The following is a 19021-nucleotide window of genomic DNA, read 5'->3' on the forward strand; positions in this document are numbered from 1 at the left end:
CCATTTCGGGTAGTGGCGACGCGCGTCAGGTCAGGTGCCGTAGCAGCGCCCGGTGGAACGTCTCGCCTCGCTCGAGCGTAGCGATCTCGACGCTCTCATCGACGCCATGGATCGCGGCGCGTTGCGCGTTCGACATCTCCAGCGGCGCGAAGCGGTACACGGCGGGCGAGAACCGGTGGAAGTGACGCGAATCCGTGGCCGCCATCATCACGTACGGCACCGGCCGCACCCCGGGGAACGCGTCCGCGAGCGCCCGCCCGAGCAGCGCGAACTGCGCATTGTCGGTGGGTGACTCCGGCGACGGCTCGCTGCCCTCGAGCACGTCGATCGACACGAGCGGATCACGGATCCGGTGGCGCACTCGCGCCACGGCATCCTCGATCGTCTCACCCAGCGCGATGCGCAGGTTGACCGTGGCGGAAGCCTGCGAAGGGATGACGTTCGCCGCCGTCCCTCCGGACTGCATGGTGGGTGCGACCGTGGTGCGCACCATCGCCGCCGGCTCTCCCCCGAGTGCCGCGAAGACCCGTGCGGTGAGGAACGGCACCCGCGCGAGCACCTTCAGCAGCAGCCGCGACGGCCCCTTCGCCTGCTCGGAGAACTGCGCCAGCATCCGGGATATCGCTTTCGGCGTGCGCGGGCGGAACGTGCCGGGGTCGAGGCGGTTCACGGCCCGCGCGACGCGCCGCACCGCGGTGAGCGTGGGCGGCGCGGAGGCGTGCCCGCCGTCGCCGCGCGCGCTGAGCTTCAGCGTCAGCACGCCCTTCTCACCGACGCCGATCATCGCGGCTCGCCCCTGCACGAAGGACAGCGGAGCGTCGACGACCGCACCGCCCTCATCGACGACGAGCCACGGCACGATCCCCCGCTCCTCGAACACGCGCGCGATCTCGACGGCGGCGGCGCCGAACGTCTCCTCGTTGCCTCCGAAGGACAGGTAGACATCGCGGGCGGGGGTGAATCCGGCCGCGAGCAGGTTCTCGACGGCCTCGAGCACGACGAGGAGCGGGCCCTTGTCGTCGAGCGTGCCGCGGCCGTACACCCGGCCATCGGCGATCGCGCCGGAGAACGGCGGATGCGTCCACGGGTCGGACTCGTCGACTGGGACGACGTCGTAGTGCGCCATCAGGACGAGCGGTGCGGCATCCGAGACGCCCTTCCACCGGAACAGGAGCCCGAAGTCGGTGTGCCGCTCGAGCTCGAGGTGCTGATGAGTGAGCGGGTAGAGCTCGGCGATGAGAGCTGCGAAGTCGTCGAACGGCTGCATCCCGCGCTGCTCCAGCTCGGCCGACACGGTCGGCAACTGGATCATCCGCGAGAGGCGCTCGGCGATGCCGGGGCGTGCGACGACGGCGTGCATGGCCTCATGCTAGCTCCCGCGCCGCTCGTTGCCGCACCGCGGAAAGGTGTCGCCATCGCGCCCTGTCATGCACGACACTGAGAGTCGACAGCGAGAAGGAGACCACCAGATGAAGATCGCCATCGCCGGAGGAACAGGGATCGTCGGGGCGCCGACTGTCGAGGCCGTGCGCGCGGCCGGGCACGAGGCCGTGATCCTCACCCGCTCGCTGGGCGTCGATCTCGTCACCGGCCAGGGCCTGGATGCCGCGCTCGACGGCGTCGATGCGGTGATCGACACCGCGAACATCTCGACGCTGAACGCGGATGCCGCCACCCAGTTCTTCACGGCCGCAACGGGCAACCTCATCGCAGCGTCCGATCGCGCCGGCGTCGGTCACATCGTGCTGCTGTCGATCGTCGGGATCGATCGGATCCCGTACGACTACTACGCCGGAAAGATCGCACAGGAGAAGGTGGTGGAGACGTCGCCGGTGCCGTGGACGATCCAGCGCGCGACGCAGTTCCACGAGTTCGCAGCGCAGATGTTCTCGCAGGCGAAGATCGGTCCTCTGCGTCTGGCACCCCGGGCGCGCACGCAGCCAATCGCGGCTACCGAGGTCGGCGCGCGACTCGCCACCGTGGCATCCGAAGCCCCGCAGGGCCGGGCGCGTGACATCGCCGGGCCGCGCGAGGAGGCCCTGGATGCCATGGTCAAGGCCTACGCGAAGGCCATCGGCCATCGCGGCTGGGTGCCGTCGCTCAGCATCCCGACCAAGCAGATGAAGGGCATGCGGGATGGTCTCGCGCTGCCCGGCCCCGATGCCGACCTCGGCACGCAGACGTTCGCGGACTGGGTCGCCACGCAGCATCCCTGACGTCCAGGTCGCGAATTCTGCCGCATACGCCTGCTCAGAGCGGCAGAATTCGCGACTGGAAGAGTGTCCGTATCCCCGAATGCGCGGCCCGAGACGCGAGAGAATGGACGGGTGAGCCTGTTCGCCTTCGCCCCGTCCCGTGGCCCGCGGTGGCAGCTGGGGCTGCAGGCCGCGATCGGCATGGCCGTACCGATCGCAGTGATGACTCTGCTCGGCCACCCGACGCTCGGCTACATCGCGGGCTCCGGCGCGTTCACCGTCCTCTTCGCCGGCGCCGCACCCGTCGTCGAGCGAGCGCGGGTGCTGCCCATCGTCGCGGCCGGGCTCATCGTGAGCGCGTCGCTCGGCGCGTTCGCCGGGGCGAACCTCTGGCTAGTCAGCATCGGCATCGTGATCGTCGCGCTCGTCGCAGCAGCGCTCTCGTTCGGATTCCGGCTCGGCCCGCCGGGGCCGATCTTCTTCGTCCTCGTCTTCGGACTCTCCGCCCAGGTGACCGCGCACGCCGGGATCCTCCCGCTGACCTATTCTGCGGTGATCGCCGCCGGTTGCCTGTTCTCGTACGTCGTCGCGCTCTCGCCGCTGCTCATCCGTCGCGTCCGCTCGCATCCGGCGCGTCCGCTGCGCGAGCTGCTTCCCGGGCCCGCCTTCGACGATGCCTCCCGGATGCTGCTCCTGCGCGTCGCCATCGTGTCGGTCCTCGGAGTCGCGCTCGGCCTCTTCGTCGACCCAGGACGCAGCTACTGGATCGTCGGTGCCGCGATCGCCGTGATCGGCGTCGCCGCCGACCGCCGGGCCGCATTCGAGCGTGGACTGCACCGGATGCTGGGGACGATCCTGGGCGTCGGCGTGTACGCGCTGCTCGCACTGCTGCATCCGTCCGGCCTCTGGATCGCGCTGATCCTCGGCATCATGCAGTTCTCGGTGGAGCTCGTGGTCGTGCGTCACTACGCGCTCGCGCTGATGATCATCACGCCGCTCGTTCTGCTGCTCACCGGCGCCGCGACCGGGCAGATCGGATCGATGGACGTTGCCCTGGAGCGCGTCATCGACACCATCGTCGGCGCCGCCCTTGGCGCAGCATCGGGAGTGCTGCATCCACGAACGAGGGTCTGACCGTTCAGGTCGCGAATTCCGCCGCTTTCGCGCGCTCAGAACGGCAGTCTGTGCGACCCGAGCACTCGGTGTGCGTCCAGGTCGCGACCCGACTCGCGAGAGTCAGACCGGATGCAGTGTCTCGGGCGAGCGGGCGGCGAGGTAGTCAGCGGTGTGCACGATCACGGCGCGCATCGCGGCGGCCGCTCGGGTCGGGTTCACGTCGGTGCGGTGTGCAAGCACGATGGTGCGCTCGAGCTGCGGGTTCGTGAGCCGCACCGAGCGCAGCGTGGGCCGGTCGACAGGCACGGTGGCCGGCACGACCGCCACCCCGATCCCGCGTTCGACGAAGCGGAGCACGGCATCCATCTCGGCCCCCTCGACCACGAGTGACGGCGTGAGACCGGCGGCCTCGAAGGCGGCATCCGTCGATCCGCGCAGGTCGTAGCTCTCGGCGAGCGCGACGAGCGGCAGCGTCGACAGACGCTCCAGGTCGATCGCCGCGTCCGCGATCGGCGGCTGATCGGCGGAGGAGACGACGACCAGCTCCTCGGTGAGCAGCGGCGTGCGCACGAGAGCCGTGCCCGTGACCGGCCGCCCCTCCGACATCGTGACCACGGCCATGTCGACGGCTCCGGCGGCGAGGTGCTCGATCAGCAGGTTCGATCCGCCCTCCACGAGCTGCAGCTCGACGCCCGGGTGGGCATCGTGGAACGCACGCAGAACCTCGGCGATCAGGCTGATGCAGAGCGTCGGTGTCGCGCCGAGACGCACGCGGCCGCGCTGGAGCCCCGCGAGCTCGGCCATCTCGGTGCGGATCGCGTCGGCATCCGTCAGCATGCGTCGCGCACGCGGCAGCAGCGTCTCACCGGCGGCCGTGAGCGAGATGTTGCCCCGAGCGCGGTGGAACAGCTCTGCCCCGAGCTCCTGCTCGAGCGTCGAGATCTGTCGGCTCAGCGACGGCTGAGCCAGATGCAGTTGCTCCGCTGCCCGGGTGAAGTGCCCGAGCTCGGCGACCGTGACGAATCCCCGCAGCTGCTCCAGGTTCATGCCTGCAGTCTATCGTCACAAGGCGAACAATGCATTGGAGTTATCGCGCGGACGTTCTTACCGTGGAGAGATGAGCACTCGCGAACGTCAGATCTCCACCACCGTCCTCGTCATCGGCACCGGCGGCTCGGGCCTCCGTGCCGCGATCGAGGTGGCCGAGCACGGCGTGGACGTCCTCGCAGTCGGCAAGCGGCCGCGCAATGACGCGCACACCTCGCTCGCGGCAGGCGGCATCAACGCCGCGCTCGGCACCATGGATCCGGGCGACAGTTGGCAGCAGCACGCCGCCGACACGATCAAGGAGAGCTACTTCCTCGCCAACCCGCACACCGTCGAGGTCGTCACGCAGGGCGCCGAGCGCGGCATCCGCGATCTGGAGCGCTGGGGCATGGACTTCGCCCGCGAGGACGACGGCCGCATCTCGCAGCGCTTCTTCGGGGCGCACACGTTCCGGCGCACGGCGTTCGCCGGCGACTACACCGGCCTGGAGATCCAGCGCACCCTTGTCCGCCGGGCCGAGCAGCAGGCCGTACCGATCCTCGACGGCGTTTACATCACCCGCCTGCTCGTGCGCGACAACGTCGTGTTCGGCGCGTACGGTTTCGATCAGGCGGACGGCACGCGCTATCTCATCCACGCGGATGCCGTGATCCTCGCCGCCGGCGGACACAACCGCATCTGGCGCCGCACCTCGTCGCGCCGCGACGAGAACACCGGCGACTCGTTCCGCCTGGCCGTCGAGGCGGGCGGGCGTCTGCGCGACCCCGAGCTCGTGCAGTTCCATCCGTCCGGCATCATCGAGCCCGAGAACGCTGCGGGCACGCTGATCTCCGAGGCCGCGCGCGGCGAGGGCGGCATCCTGCGCAATGCCCTCGGCGAGCGCTTCATGTCGGAGTACGACCCCGAGCGCCTGGAGCTCTCCACGCGCGATCGCGTCGCCCTGGCGGCGTACACCGAGATCGCCGAGGGCCGCGGCACCGAGAACGGAGGGGTCTGGCTCGACGTGTCGCACCTGCCGCGCGAGACGATCATGACCCGGCTGCCGCGCGTCTACCAGACGATGATGGAGCTGCAGATGCTCGACATCACCACCGATCCCATTGAGATCGCCCCCACCGCGCACTACTCGATGGGCGGCGTGTGGGTCAGGCCGGACGATCACGGCACCGACGTCGACGGACTCTACGCGATCGGCGAGGCGTCCAGCGGACTGCACGGCGCGAACCGTCTCGGCGGCAACTCGCTGATCGAGCTGCTCGTGTACGGCCGGATCGTCGGTCAGGCGGCGATGGCGCATGCCGCGGGACTTGCGGCACAGAACCGATCGGCGGATGCCGTGGCCGCGGCACGCGCCGAGATCGCCGACCTCCTCGCCGCCGACGGCCGAGAGAACGTCCGCGCGCTGCAGCGCGCGATCCGCAACGTCATGACCGAGCACGCCGGCGTCGTGCGCTCCGAGGAAGGCCTGCGGGCGGGGCTCGCCGAGCTCGACACGATCGAGGATCGGATGCAGGACGTCGGCATCCACCCGGACATCGCCGGCTTCCAGGACCTCGCGCACGCGTTCGACCTGAAGGCGTCTGCCCTGGCCGCCCGCGCGACCCTCGAGGCCGCGCTCGAGCGGCGCGAGACCCGTGGATGCCACAACCGCAGCGATTTCCCGGATGAGGATCCGAACCTGCAGGTGAACCTGGTCTGGTCGCCGACCACGGGAGTGACCCGCGAGGAGATCCCGCCAGTCCCTGCCGAGATCCGCACGCTGATCCGCGACGTCTCGTCCGAGGGCAAGCTCGTGGAGTGAACGTCCCCTGAAACCCGTTGAGGATCGTGGGCTCAGGGCGCACACTGGTTGCATCCGCGCAGTCCGACGAAGGGGCCATCGTGCCGAACCTCAATCCGTACCTGTCTTTCCGCGACACCGCCCGCGAGGCGATGGAGTTCTATCAGAGCGTGCTCGGCGGAGATCTCGTCGTCAGCACGTTCGGCGAGATGCCCGACGGCGGCGTCGCAGAGGGTGAAGGCGAACTCGTCATGCACGCCCAGCTGAATGCACCCGGCGGGCTGGTGCTGATGGCATCCGACACGCCCACCGGCATGGAGTACCAGACGCCGCAGGGGATCTCGGTGTCTCTGAGCGGTGGTTCGGTGGACACCGACTACTTGCGTCGCGCCTGGGACGGCCTCGTCGACGGCGGAACCGCTGTGATACCGCTGGGAGAGGCGCCCTGGGGCGGCGAGTTCGGCATGCTCGTCGACCGCTACGGCATCTCTTGGATGGTCGCGATCGAGGACTCGTTCGCCTGATCGCGCCGACCAGCCCGCCCGGGGCCGGCGATGCGGGATGAGTTCTGTCGGTTCCGAGCGTTTCAGGACCGACAGAATCCATCCAGCATGTCGCTGGTTCAGGCGTCCATCCGCGCGAGCCAGTCGGTGACGAGTGCCTCGACCAGTGCGGGGCGCTCCAGGTGCACGTTGTGCCCGCCGGCATCCAGCACCGCGAACGTGCCACGCGAATAGTGCGCACGAAGCGCGAGTCCGTCCTCGAAACCGGTGACCTGATCCTGCCTCCCGAACACGTGCAGCGACGGCAGATCGAACGGCTCCGGATGCGCCGCCTCGGGCTCGCGGTCGAGGGCGTAGTCGCCGGCGATCCTGGTCAGAAGAGCCTCGTCAGCGGCCCGGCGCGGTGCGGCGACGAGTTCGACGAACGCCCGGGCGGTGTCCGCGGACTGCACCACGGCCACCTCCGCGTAGTCGGCGGCCTCGTCGCCCGCGGCCTGCAGAGCGGCCTCATCCTCGACGAGGATCGTTCGGTCGGGGAGGATCCGATCGGTGGCGTACGGGACGAACGCGCCGACGAGCGTCGCGAGGCCGCGCAGTTGCGCGCGCAGCTCATGGGCGACGTGGCGCGCGAGCATCCCGCCGAACGAGCTGCCGAGAATCGCGAAGGGCTCGTCGCCGAGGTGGTTGCGAAGCTCAGCGACCAGCCCGTCGGCGATCTTCTGGGTGCTGTCCGGCGCATCGTCCGCGACCGGTGGGACCCATGGCAGGTCGATGTAGACGCGTCGCCACCCGGCATCCGCCAGCGCCCGATCGAGCGGAAGGAGGATGCGGTGGTCCACGCCGAATCCGTGCACCAGGACGAGCACCGGGCCCGAGCCGAGGTCGTGAGCGATCATCCGATCACGCTATCGCGCGGCGAGGTCGTCAGCGGGTGACGAGGTCCGCGGCGGTACGGAGGTCATCGACCAGCGCGTCGAACGCCGCCTCCCGATCGGCGGAGTCGCGGACGCGCAGGATGCTCGAGGGGTGCGCAGTGACGACCACCGGCGACACGCATCCGGCGGGCGGCTCGAGGACGGTCCCGCGCACCTCGCCGATCTTGACGGTTCGCCCGAGGACCGCGCGTGCGGCGGTCGCGCCCAGCGCGACGATGACCTCGGGCTGCACGATCTCCGCCTCCGCTTCGAGCCAGGGGTGGCACGCGACGATGTGCCCCACGGCGGGCTTGTCGTGGATGCGACGCTTGCCGCGGCGCTCGAACCGGAAGTGCTTGACGGCGTTGGTCACGTAGAGGTCGTCCTCAAGCAGGTCGGCGGCGCTGGCCGCCTCCATGAGCATCCTGCCTGCGGGGCCGACGAACGGCTCTCCCGTGAGGTCTTCACGATCTCCCGGCTGCTCGCCGATGATCATCATCGGCGCGGTTGCCGCTCCCCTGGAGAACACCACCTGGGTGGCGTCCTCCCACAGCTCGCACCCGCGGCACTCTTCGGCGGCGTGGCGCAGCTCGGACAGATCCGCATGCTCTGGCACCCAGAGCTCGGCGCCCGGCCGCTCGTCGCTCTTCGTCATGCCGTGAGGGTATGCCAGAACCCCTTGACCTCCCATGGCCTTGCGGCCGGGAGGTCAAGGGGTTAGCGGGGCTGGTCCTAGCGCAGCCGCTTCCGGTAGACCGCCACGGCGATGCCGTAGGCGACGATCAGGATGCCGACGAGCCACGCCAGCGCGACCCAGATCTCGCCCCCTACCGGCTGTCCCGCGAACAGCGCCCGGATCGTATTGACGATCGAGGTCACCGGCTGGTGCTCGGCGAACCACGCGACCGGCCCCGGCATGGACTCGGTGGGCACGAATGCCGAGCTGATGAACGGGAGGAAGATGAGCGGGTAGCTGAACGCGCTCGCCCCGTCGACCGTCTTCGCCGACAGGCCCGCGATGACCGCGACCCACGTCAGTGCCAGGGTGAACAGGATCAGGATGCCGGCGACGGCCAGCCACGCGCCGACGGACGCCCCGGTGCGGAATCCCATGAGCAGGGCAACGCCCGTCACGATCGCGACCGAGATCAGATTCGAAACGAGCGAGGTCAGCACATGCGCCCACAGCACGCTGGAACGCGCGATGGGCATGGACTGGAATCGTTCGAAGATTCCGCCCTGCATGTCGAGGAAGAGCCGGTACGCCGTGTACGCGATCCCGGATGCGATCGTTATGAGCAGGATGCCGGGCAGCATGTAGTTGATGTAGGACTCATCGGATCCCGTGTTGATCGCTCCTCCCAGCACGTAGACGAACAACAGCATCAGGGCGATCGGAGTGACCGCCGTGGTGATGATGGTGTCGGGGCTGCGGAGGATGTGACGCAACGACCGGCCGGTGAGGACGCTGGTGTCGCTGAGGACGTGAGTGGTCATTTCAGTTCCCTTCGGTCTCGCCTACGAGCGCGAGGAACACGTCCTCGAGGGAGGGCTGCTTCTCGATGTACTCGACCTCGGCGGACGGGAGAAGCTTCTTGAGGTCGGCGAGCGTGCCGTTCTGGATGATGGTGCCCCTGTGCAGGATCGCAATGCGGTCGGCGAGCTGCTCGGCCTCGTCGAGGTACTGCGTGGTGAGCAGCACGGTGGTGCCTGCATTCGCGAGTTCCTTGACCGTCTGCCACACCTCGATGCGCGCCTGCGGATCAAGGCCCGTGGTGGGCTCGTCGAGGAAGATGATCGGCGGGTTGCCGATCAGGCTCATCGCGATGTCCAGCCGGCGTCGCATGCCCCCTGAATAGGTGCCTGCTCGCCGCGATCCGGCATCCGTCAACGAGAAGCGCGCGAGCATCTCATCCGCGATCGCCCCCGGGTTGTCGAGATGACGCAGCTTGGCCACGAGCACGAGGTTCTCCCGGCCGCTGAGCACTTCGTCGACGGCAGCGAACTGCCCGGTCAGACTGATCGAGCGGCGCACATCGTCAGGCGCCGTCGCGACGTCGAACCCGTGTACGACGGCGGTGCCGGTGTCGGCCTTCAGCAGGGCGGCGAGGATTCGCACCAACGTGGTCTTACCGGCCCCGTTGGAACCGAGGAGGGCGAAGATGCTGCCCGCCTGGACGTCGAAGTCGACGCCGCGCAGCACTTCGAGTTCCTTGAACGACTTCGTGATTCCCTCCACCCGTAGGGCAGGCGCTCGGGTCGTGTCGGTGATCATCTCTGCTCCCCCTTCTCCGCATCGTCGATCGCCTTCGTGAGGCGCTCCCGTTCCTTGTCGATCCAACGCTTGCCCAGGTAGGCGCTGGCGAACGTCTCGCTGAATTCCACCGGATCGTCGCCGACGATCTGGCTCACCGGCGTTCCGTCGACCGCTGCGCGCTCCCAGAGGTCAGCCAAGTCGGTGAACATCGTCGTGAGGGTGTCGCCGTCGGTGACGCCTCCGGAATACATCAGGTACCGATGCATCGCCTTGGCTGCCGTCGCGTAGGGCTCGGGCAGGCCGTCGATGCGTGCCTTGTCCTGCCGGTACTGCTTCTTCTGCTCGAGTGACCCGGTGAGGGCTTCGATCCACTTCGCGGCCATGGTCATTCTCCTTCGTTGCTGTGACGCTCGTTGTTGTGGAGGTGTTCGATGCGCTCGGCGAGGAAGCTCCACGTCTTCCAGAACTCGCCGAGCTGTGTGCGGCCCTGCCTGTTGAGCGAGTACACCTTGCGCGGCGGACCCTTCTCGGACGGGACCTTCTTCACGTCCACGAACCCGCGCTGCTCGATGCGGACGAGCAACGCGTACACGGTGCCCTCGACGAGGTCGGTGAAGCCCTCGTCGCGCAGTCGTGACGTGATCTCGTAGCCGTACGCCGGACGCTCGCCGAGGATCGCGAGCACGATGCCCTCGAGCGTGCCTTTGAGCATCTCGGTCATCTGGCTGGCCATCACTGCCTCCTTCTACTCAGTCTTGTTGAGTACCGGTACAAAGTAACACTGAGTACCAGTACTTGGCAACACCAGGTACCTAGTTCTTCGAGACCATCACTCACACCGGTCGTTCAGGGCACACGGAGGCGGCGCACAGAGTCCGTGATGCAGACTCGTTACCTTGTGCGCTCGACCCGAGGGTGCACGCGCCGCCCCGAAGCGGCTCAGCTACGTCAAAGGATCGTTACGTTCGTCATGCCCGAAACTCAGACTGTCGCCCCTGCCCGTCGCCGCGTCATCGCGCTCACCCTCGTGGCTGGAACCGCCCTCGGCCTGCTCACCACGGCCGGACTCACCACCGCCGCTCCCGCCGCCGCAGACATCTCCGGACGCGTCGCCGTCATCGATCGCGGCGAGCTCCGCACGGAGATGGCGGAAGCGACGACCGCACTCGAGGCGGCCCGCACCGCACTCACGACGGCTGCCACCACCGTCGCGGAAGTCGAGGCGTCCGGCCTCGACGTGGGAGCCGGGGGCGCTGCCATCGACACCACCGCACTGCTCGGGGCGATCGACGCGCTCGCGGATGACGAGGTCACCTCGCTGGTGCGCCCCGACCTGACGGCCGACGCCGTCGCGCAGACCACGACGATCACGGAGCAGACGGCATCGCTGAGCGAGCGCCTGGATGTCGCAGTGGAGAAGAAGAAGGCCGAAGAGGCCGCTGCTGCTCGCATCGCCGCCGTCGCAGCGGCGAACACCCCCGAGGGCGCCCGCGACGTGGCAGCCCGTATCGCCGCCGAGAAGTACGGCTGGGGCGCCGACCAGTTCTCCTGCCTGAACTCGCTGTGGCAGAAGGAGTCGGGCTGGAATTACCAGGCCTACAACCAGAACGGCGGGGCCACCGGCATCCCGCAGGCTCTCCCCGGTGACAAGATGGCCACCTTCGGCTCGGACTGGGCAACCAACGCGAGCACGCAGATCCGCTGGGGCCTGGACTACATCTCGCGCGCATACGGCACACCCTGCTCGGCGTGGGGTCACTCGCAGTCCGTCAACTGGTACTGAGATTTGGTTTCCGCGGGAACAATATTCCTCTGAATGCTGTTCCCCCGGAGTGTGACCTCATCTCCTCGTCCCCCGCTCTCCTCGACCGCACGCTGGATCATCGGCCTGAGCGCCGCCGTGATCATCGCCGGAGTCATGGTGACCTGGTGGGCGATCGCCACGCAGAATCGCGCGGCGGGTGATGCCCCGGCATCCGGCGCCTCCGCCGTGACGTCCGCACCGGTGGAGCCCGGGCCGCCGGCCCCCTCAGACGAGCTGCCGGCCGACACCGGGATGGGTGCCGTCACGATCGCGGCGCGCGACCTCGACACGCTGACCGAGTACTACCGCGACGTGATCGGGCTGACGGTCATCGAGGAGTCTGCCGGCATCGCGGTACTCGGAATCGACGAGCCGCTCATCCGTCTCGAGGCGACGGATGCGGGAGCAGACGACCCGCGCAGCGCAGGGCTGTACCACTCGGCGATCCTGTTCGACGATGCGGCGTCACTGGCGCGCACGCTGGTGAACGTCGCCGAACTGGCACCGGAGTCATACCAGGGCAGCTCAGATCACGCCGTGAGCCTCGCCTTCTACGTCGGCGATCCCGAGGGCAACGGCGTCGAGCTGTACATCGACCGGCCACGTGACGAGTGGCTCTGGGAGGATGGCGAGGTCGTCATGGGCAGCGCGATGCTCGATCCGAATCAGTTCATCGACGAGAACCTGGGCGACGAGGCATCCGGCTCTGCGACCATGGGGCACGTGCACCTGCGCGTGGGTGATCTCGATCAGGCCCGCGCGTTCTACTCCGACGTGCTCGGCTTCGACGTCACGTCCGAGGCTCAGGGCGCGGTGTTCTACTCGGCCGGTGGCTACCACCATCACCTCGCCACGAATACGTGGCAGAGCGCGGGCGCGGGTCAGCGAGCGGAGAGTGCGGGGCTTCGCGGGATCACCGTCGCCGTGCCTGCGGCATCCGATCTCGACGCGCTCGTCACTCGTCTCGCAGATGCCGGCATCGAGCATTCCGCGTCGGACTCCCACGTCGTCACCGCCGACCCGTGGGGCAATGCGGTGCGGTTCGTTCTGAGCTGAGGCGGCGCGTGACGACCCGTTTCGACGCGTGACCGCGCGGAGTATGGTGGCGCCAGGAGGTGGTGCGATATGCGACCGAACGTGGGCGATCGCATCGTGACTCACGGGCGGACGGTGGGTGCCGTCGAGCGGACCGGCGAGGTCATCGAGATCCGAGGTTCCGAGGAGCATCCGCTGCTGGTGGTCCGATACGACGACGGGCACGAGACGATTCTCTCGCCCGGCAGCGACACGGTGATCCGGCACGTGGACTGACGGCCGGGCACTACGATCCGCGGTCGCACCACGATCAGCGGTTCCGGGCGTCTCTCGGCCAGTATCGTGACCGCTATGCCCGCATTCGAGCGTTTCAGAGATCGCCGCGCGGTGATCACCGGCGCCGCATCGGGCATCGGGCTGGAGTTGATGTTCGCGCTTGTGCGTCGGGGAGTTCACGTCGCCGCGTGCGATCTTGACGACGACAGGCTTCAGTCCGCGGTTCGCAGAGCGCAGCGCCTGGCACCAGCGGTGCAGGTTACCGCGCACGTGTGCGACGTGTCCGATCGAGCCGCCGTGAGCGAGTTTCAGCGCGAGGTTGCGCAAGAACATCGCACAGACCACATCCACCTGCTGTTCAACAACGCCGGCGCTGTGGGTGGGATGTCTTTCGTGACCTCACCGCCGGAGGAATGGGAGCGCACCTTCGCGGTGTCATGGTCGGGTACGTACAACTGCACACGACAGTTCCTGCCGATGCTGCTCGCCGCGGATCAGGGCGTGGTCGTGAACACAGCGTCGGTGAATGCGCTCTGGGCAAGTCTCGGGTCTCGCACCCCGCATTCGGCGTACTCGTCGGCGAAGTTCGCGGTGCGCGGGTTCACCGAGTCACTCGTCGTCGATTTTCAGCGGAATGCGCCGCACCTCTCGGCTGTGCTCGTGCTGGCGGGTCATGTGCGAACGAGAATGCCCGCGCCGCCTCGCACGTGGAAGCGCGCATTCGGCGGACTCTTCGCCGACTATGAGCCGGTTTCGCCCGAATCGGCGGCGACCGCGATTCTCGGTGCGGTCGAGCGCGGATCGTGGCGAGTGATCATCGGTGACGACGCCGCCGCGGTCGACGAGCGCGTACGGGCCGATCCCTGGAACGCGTACGACTAGGTCGCGATCGTCCATCCCGAAGAACGTCGTCGAAGATTTCGTTACCCGACCGTTGCATTCGTTACCTCGCCGTTATACAGTGGTCGCACGGTGAATGTTTGCTGTGGCATCCACCGCATGTGATTGCAGGACACTCTTGGTGCAAGGGACAAGGGCCGGCCGGAAGCCTCTCCGACCGGCCCTTCACCATTCCGTTACTCTTGTGTCTCATGACAGACCGCAAGCTCGCGCTCGAAGCGTGGGAGGGCCTGTTCCGCGCGCAACACGAGCTGTTCACGGCCATGAGCGCGGACTTCGAGGGCACCCCGATCACCCAGGCCGAGTACGACGTGCTGCTCACCGTCACGCGGGCCCCTGACATGACCGCGCGGTTGCGCGACGTGACGACGAACATGCTCATCAGCCAGCCCAGCGTCTCTCGTCTCGTCGACCGCATGGTGACCCGCGGGCTGATCAGGAAGAGTGCCGATCCGGAGGACGGGCGCGGCTCGATCCTCACCGCGACGGATGCCGGTGCGCGCAGTTTCCGCGAAGTCGCCACCACGCACAGCCGCTCGATCGTCGAGCACATGTCAGCGCTCGACGAGGATGAGCTGCGCCATCTGCGACGACTGACGGACAAGCTCCGCGCGCACTGATCGCAGCATCCCACCCTGCTCGGTTCATGCCATCTCTGGCATAGTCGGGTGTGCAGACCCGCAGACACGGGCTGCGAGGGAGGGAACACACATGGAGATCGCCGGAGCCGTCGGAATTCTGATCCTCGTCGGCATCGCCGTCGTCGCCCTGATCGTCGTGGGCCTGATCGTGCTGCTGTTCGCACGCAGCTGGATCAAGGTCGCGCGCGCCGATGAGGCGCTGGTCATCTCGGGACGCAAGCAGAGGGTGCAGCGCGCGATCATCAGCGCCGACGGCACCGAGAGCTCCGAGAGCGTCGACTCGCCCGTCACCGTCATCGTGAACGGCAAGTCGCTGGTCAACCCGATCACGCAGCGCCACGAGATCATCTCGCTGCGCTCGCGCCAGGTGTCGCTGAACGCCGAGGCGCAGTCGCTCGACAGCGTGACGCTGAACGTCGACGGCGTCGCGATCGTGAAGATCGGCTCCGACCCGCTGTACGTGCGCCGTGCGGCCGAGCGCTTCGCGTCGCAGGATGCCGCGATCGAACAGTTCACGACCGAGCAGCTCGAGGGTGCGCTCCGCGGCATCGTCGCGACCCTGTCGGTGGTCGAGCTCATGCGCGAGCGCAAGAAATTCTCCGACCAGATCGCGGCGGACGTATCGCACGAACTTGCCGAGCAGGGGCTGATCCTCGACTCGTTCCAGATCAAGGGCATCACGGATGCCGTCGGGTACATCCAGTCGCTCGGAGCGCCCGAGATCCAGTCCAAGCGCCAGGCCGCGGAGATCTCGCAGACCAACGCCGACCGTGCGATCAACCAGAAGAACATCGCCAACCAGGAATCCAACCTGGTCGAGCAGACCGCCCTCGACACGAACACTGCGAATGCCAACGCCGGAATCGGTCGCGCCCGCGCAGAAGCCGAGCAGGCCGAGCATCTCGCGCGCGCCCAGGCCGAGCAGGCCGTCCTGCAGCAGCAGGCCGAGAACCGGCAGGCCCAGCTGGATGCCGACGTCAAGCGCGTCGCCGACGCACAGCGCTACGAAGCGGAGACCCGCGCGCAGGCCGACCTGTACACCCGCGAGCGTGCGGCAGAGGCCGCCGCGATCGAGCAGGTCAAGCAGGCCGAGGCGCGCACCCGCATCGCCGAGCAGCAGGCAGAGGCCGACCGCGCTCGCGCTGCCGGTGAAGCCGCAGCGGCGGAGGCGAAGGCCGCCGGTGAAGCCAACGCTCTGCGCGCACTCGCCGACGCCGAAGCCGAAGCGCGTCGCCTGCGCGCGAATGCTGAAGCCGACGCCATCCGCGCGGAGGGTGAGGCTCGCGCTGCCGCCGTCGAGGCAGAGGCCAAGGCCATCGCATCCAACCAGGAGGCGATCCTGTCCCAGCGCGTCCTCGACGTGCTTCCGACGATGATGGGCGAGTTCGCGAAGGGTTATGCGGCGATCGGCAGCGTCTCGATCGTCGGCGGTTCCGGAGATGACGGTGCGTCGAACGTCGTCGGCGCCGACAACGCCAAAGCGCTCAAGTCGGTCTTCGACAGCGTGAGCTCCGCGACCGGCCTCGACCTCGCCGCGATCATCCAGGGCCAGGCCGTCGGCCGCGGGATCGGTGAGAGCCTCGCCGCGTCGGGGGCGGCATCCGCGCAGGCACCTTCCGAAGCCCCTGCTCAGGCGCAGCAGAAGCGGACGGCCACGAAGACCGCCGATTCGGCGACGCCCCCACCGCCGCCCGCTTCGGCGGAGTGATTCCTCGGCGACGCCGATCGCGAAACTGATCCGCGGTCGGCGTCTCCGTCATGGCGCGTGCGCAGCCGGGTGCCGGAGAGGCTTCGACTCGCTCCGCTCGCTCAGCCCGTTTCGTCTCCGGCGCTGCGCGCCTTCGCTCAACGACCGCAACTCGGACGCCTGCGGGACGCCCCGCGAGCGGAGCGAGACGAAACGGGCTGAGCGCAGTCGCGGAGCGACGAAGTCGAAGCCATGGCTCCGGAACTGATGATGCTCGAGGATGGAAGGGTGAAGAGCGCCCCGTTCGACATCGCCTCCATCGGCTCCGGCCTCGCTTTCGCGGCGGCGCTGGACGACCTCGGCGCTGCGCTCGAGAGCTCGTCCGTCGTCGTCAGCGCCCCGCCGGGCACGGGCAAGACCACGCTCGTGCCGCCCGTCCTCGCCAACCGCACCGGCGGCCGCGTGATCGTCACGCAGCCCCGCAGGGTCGCCGCCCGCGCCGCCGCACGTCGGTTGGCGCAGCTCGACGGCTCTCCGCTCGGCCGCCGCGTCGGGTTCACCGTCCGCGGCGAGCGCCAAGTCGAGTCCGCCACGCGGATCGAGTTCGTCACTGCGGGCGTGCTGCTGCGCCGCCTGCTCGCGGACCCTGGGCTCGACGGCGTCGACGCCGTCATCATCGACGAGGTGCACGAACGCGCCCTCGAGACTGACCTGCTGATCGGACTCCTCGGCGAGGTGCGCGAACTCCGCGACGATCTCGTCATCGTCGCCATGTCCGCCACGCTCGACGCTGAGAAGATCGCCGGCGTGCTGGGGCAGGGCGCCGTGGGCCAGGATGCCGCACCCGCCCCCATCGTCACCCAGACAGTCCCCCAGCATCCGCTCGAGGAGCGCTGGGCACCGAGCTCCGCACCACGACTCGATGAGCGCGGAGTCACCTGGGCTTTCCTCGACCACGTGGCGGATGTCACGGCATCAGCCGGTCTCGACCTGTTCCGCGCCGATCCGGCGGCCGACGTCCTCGTCTTCGCGCCGGGCGCGCGCGAGGTGTCCGAGATCGCTCACCGCGTCCGCCGGCGCGCCGGCGACGTCGACGTCCGTGAACTGCACGGGCAGCTGACCGCGGTCGAGCAGGATGCCGTGATCCGGGGCCGCGGCATCCAGGGACCCCCGCGCATCATCGTCACGACGTCGCTCGCCGAGTCGTCGCTCACCGTTCCCGGCGTGCGCCTCGTCGTCGACACCTGCCTGTCCCGCTATCCGCAACGCGACGCCGCTCGCGGCATGAGCGGTCTCGTCACGGGCCCGACCTCCCGGGCCTCGGCGGTCCAGCGCGCCGGGCGCGCGACGCGCCAGGGCGCGGGGACGGTCATCCGCTGCGTCGACGAGCGCACGTTCGCGGCGGCCCCGTCCCGTCCGGCACCCGAGATCGCGACGACCGATCTGACGGATGCCGCACTGCTGCTCGCGTGCTGGGGCGCTCCGGGCGGGGCGGGTCTGCGGCTTCTCGACCCGATGCCCGCCGACAGCCTGAACGACGCCCTCACCGTGCTGCGCGGACTCGGCGCGATCTACGACGACGGCCGGGCCACGCCCGCCGGGCGGGAACTCGCCCGCGTTCCGACCGATCCTCGCCTCGCCCGCGCGCTCCGCGACGGCGCACCGCTGGTGGGGGCGAGATTCGCCGCCGAAGTCGTCGCGCTCCTGGGCGGAGAGATCCGCATCGCCGACGGCGACCTCGCCGCCGCGCTCGTCGCGATGCGAGATCGCCGGGCGCCCGATTCCCGTCGCTGGGCACAGGAGGTCACCCGCCTCCTGCGTTCGGTGAACTCCGCGGCCCCTCACAGCACCCGGGCGACCACCGACGACATCGGCCTCGTCGTCGCGCTCGCGTTCCCCGAACGGGTCGCCCGGCGCGTGGATCGCTCGGCTCACGGAGCGACCTTCCTGCTGGCATCCGGAACCCGCGCCGGGATCACCGGTCCGCTGGCCGACGCCGAATGGCTGGCCGTGGCGGACGTCTCACGGGCGCAGGGGCGTGCGGCCGGTGGCACCGGGGCCGTCATCCGCGCCGCCGCCACGATCTCCGAGGAACACGTCGAGCAGGCGGCCGGTCATCTCCTCACCGATCGCGTCGAGGCGGACTTCTCGGGCGGACGCGTCGTCGCGCGTCGCGAGCGGCGCATCGGCGCGATCGTGCGGTCGTCCGTCCCGGTGCGCGCGCAGGCCGACGACGGCGGCCGCGACGCCGTGCGCCGAGCGATCGAACAGTACGGCCTCGGCGTCTTCACGTGGTCGGATGCCGCGGACGCCCTTCGATGCCGGCTCGCCCTGCTGCATCGAGAGCTCGGGATGCCGTGGCCCGACGTCTCGGACGGCGCACTGCTCGCCGGCCTCGACACATGGCTCGATCCGGAGCTCGATTCCCTCGCAGGCGGCGCCCCCGCTGCGCGCATCGACCTCGCCCCGGCGCTGCGACGTCTGCTGCCCTGGCCCGCCGCCGCAGACCTCGACGCCCTCGCGCCCGAGCGTCTCGAGGTACCGAGCGGTTCGCGCGTCCGCATCGCCTACCCGCCGCTCGACGATCCAGCGGCACGACCGGTCGTCGCCGTCAAACTGCAGGAGTGCTTCGGGTGGGCGCAGACCCCGCGACTGGTGAACGGACGCGTGCCGGTGCTGTTCCATCTGCTCTCGCCGGCCGGACGCCCGCTGGCCGTCACCGCCGACCTCGCGTCGTTCTGGTCGGGTCCGTATGCGCAGGTGCGCGCGGAGATGCGGGGACGGTACCCGAAGCATCCCTGGCCGGAGGACCCCTGGGATGCCGCGCCGACCCGTCACACGAAGAATCGGGCAGAGCGGGCGTAGG

General features: G+C 69.0%; 19 protein-coding genes. 11 read left to right on the top strand and 8 right to left on the bottom strand.

Features of this window, described 5'->3' with window-relative positions; all coding sequences use genetic code 11:
- Window positions 1-25: 25 nt before the first annotated feature.
- Window positions 26-1360, bottom strand: coding sequence for a M20/M25/M40 family metallo-hydrolase (locus tag IM776_RS12920; RefSeq protein ID WP_194420493.1), 1335 nt, complete (start codon window positions 1358-1360; stop codon window positions 26-28).
- Window positions 1361-1469: 109 nt separating this feature from the next.
- Here IM776_RS12920 and IM776_RS12925 point away from each other — a divergent pair, with 109 nt between their 5' ends.
- Entirely contained in the window at window positions 1470-2216 is a 747-nt protein-coding gene (locus IM776_RS12925; protein ID WP_194420494.1) for an SDR family oxidoreductase, read from the top strand.
- 111 nt (window positions 2217-2327) lie between these two features.
- On the top strand, window positions 2328-3329 hold the full coding sequence (locus tag IM776_RS12930) for an FUSC family protein (RefSeq protein WP_194420495.1): 1002 nt from the start codon (window positions 2328-2330) through the stop codon (window positions 3327-3329).
- Between the two features lie 102 nt (window positions 3330-3431).
- On the opposite strand, the gene IM776_RS12935 is transcribed toward IM776_RS12930, so the two are convergent.
- Window positions 3432-4358 carry a LysR family transcriptional regulator gene (locus IM776_RS12935; protein ID WP_194420496.1) on the bottom strand — a complete coding sequence of 309 codons (927 nt, stop codon included), beginning with the start codon at window positions 4356-4358 and terminating at the stop codon, window positions 3432-3434.
- Between the two features lie 70 nt (window positions 4359-4428).
- On the opposite strand from IM776_RS12935, the gene IM776_RS12940 reads away from it, so the two are divergent.
- The gene (locus tag IM776_RS12940) at window positions 4429-6159 is read left to right on the top strand and encodes an L-aspartate oxidase (RefSeq protein ID WP_194420497.1); all 1731 of its coding nucleotides are present in this window, start codon (window positions 4429-4431) and stop codon (window positions 6157-6159) included.
- Window positions 6160-6239: 80 nt separating this feature from the next.
- The gene (locus IM776_RS12945) at window positions 6240-6662 is read left to right on the top strand and encodes a VOC family protein (RefSeq protein WP_194420498.1); all 423 of its coding nucleotides are present in this window, start codon (window positions 6240-6242) and stop codon (window positions 6660-6662) included.
- 98 nt (window positions 6663-6760) lie between these two features.
- Here the strand turns inward: IM776_RS12945 and IM776_RS12950 are convergent, their stop codons facing one another.
- The 6 genes from IM776_RS12950 to IM776_RS12975 form a co-directional block, all read right to left on the bottom strand.
- Window positions 6761-7537: an alpha/beta fold hydrolase gene (locus IM776_RS12950; protein ID WP_194420499.1), complete on the bottom strand. Its 777-nt coding sequence runs from the start codon at window positions 7535-7537 to the stop codon at window positions 6761-6763.
- Between the two features lie 28 nt (window positions 7538-7565).
- Entirely contained in the window at window positions 7566-8210 is a 645-nt protein-coding gene (locus IM776_RS12955; RefSeq protein ID WP_194420500.1) for a UdgX family uracil-DNA binding protein, read from the bottom strand.
- A gap of 77 nt (window positions 8211-8287) precedes the next feature.
- Window positions 8288-9052, bottom strand: a complete 765-nt coding sequence (locus tag IM776_RS12960) for an ABC transporter permease (protein WP_194420501.1) — start codon at window positions 9050-9052, stop codon at window positions 8288-8290.
- A 1-nt stretch (window position 9053) separates the two neighbouring features.
- Window positions 9054-9830 (bottom strand): ABC transporter ATP-binding protein, encoded by a 777-nt coding sequence (locus IM776_RS12965; protein ID WP_194420502.1) that lies wholly within the window; start codon window positions 9828-9830, stop codon window positions 9054-9056.
- Window positions 9827-10195, bottom strand: coding sequence for a DUF1048 domain-containing protein (locus tag IM776_RS12970; RefSeq protein WP_194420503.1), 369 nt, complete (start codon window positions 10193-10195; stop codon window positions 9827-9829). Before IM776_RS12970 ends, IM776_RS12965 begins: the two co-directional genes overlap by 4 nt.
- Window positions 10196-10197: 2 nt before the next feature.
- On the bottom strand, window positions 10198-10545 hold the full coding sequence (locus tag IM776_RS12975) for a PadR family transcriptional regulator (protein WP_194420504.1): 348 nt from the start codon (window positions 10543-10545) through the stop codon (window positions 10198-10200).
- Window positions 10546-10782: 237 nt separating this feature from the next.
- Here IM776_RS12975 and IM776_RS12980 point away from each other — a divergent pair, with 237 nt between their 5' ends.
- The 7 genes from IM776_RS12980 (at window position 10783) to hrpB (ending at window position 19020) form a co-directional block, all read left to right on the top strand.
- Window positions 10783-11595, top strand: coding sequence for an aggregation-promoting factor C-terminal-like domain-containing protein (locus IM776_RS12980; protein ID WP_194420505.1), 813 nt, complete (start codon window positions 10783-10785; stop codon window positions 11593-11595).
- 51 nt (window positions 11596-11646) lie between these two features.
- Window positions 11647-12672, top strand: coding sequence for a VOC family protein (locus IM776_RS12985; protein ID WP_228479759.1), 1026 nt, complete (start codon window positions 11647-11649; stop codon window positions 12670-12672).
- Window positions 12673-12741: 69 nt separating this feature from the next.
- The gene (locus IM776_RS12990; RefSeq protein ID WP_194420506.1) at window positions 12742-12927 is read left to right on the top strand and encodes a DUF1918 domain-containing protein; all 186 of its coding nucleotides are present in this window, start codon (window positions 12742-12744) and stop codon (window positions 12925-12927) included.
- A gap of 75 nt (window positions 12928-13002) precedes the next feature.
- Window positions 13003-13809, top strand: a complete 807-nt coding sequence (locus IM776_RS12995) for an SDR family NAD(P)-dependent oxidoreductase (RefSeq protein WP_194420507.1) — start codon at window positions 13003-13005, stop codon at window positions 13807-13809.
- A 209-nt stretch (window positions 13810-14018) separates the two neighbouring features.
- A complete protein-coding gene (locus IM776_RS13000; protein WP_194420508.1) occupies window positions 14019-14447 on the top strand; it encodes a MarR family winged helix-turn-helix transcriptional regulator in 429 nt (142 codons plus the stop codon).
- A gap of 91 nt (window positions 14448-14538) precedes the next feature.
- Complete coding sequence (locus IM776_RS13005) at window positions 14539-16176, top strand: SPFH domain-containing protein (RefSeq protein WP_194420509.1); 1638 nt, start codon at window positions 14539-14541, stop codon at window positions 16174-16176.
- 246 nt (window positions 16177-16422) lie between these two features.
- A complete protein-coding gene (hrpB, locus tag IM776_RS13010) occupies window positions 16423-19020 on the top strand; it encodes an ATP-dependent helicase HrpB (protein ID WP_194422648.1) in 2598 nt (865 codons plus the stop codon).
- Window position 19021: the final 1 nt, after the last annotated feature.

The organism is Microbacterium abyssi (genome assembly GCF_015277895.1).
Classification (GTDB): Bacteria; Actinomycetota; Actinomycetes; order Actinomycetales; family Microbacteriaceae; genus Microbacterium; species Microbacterium abyssi.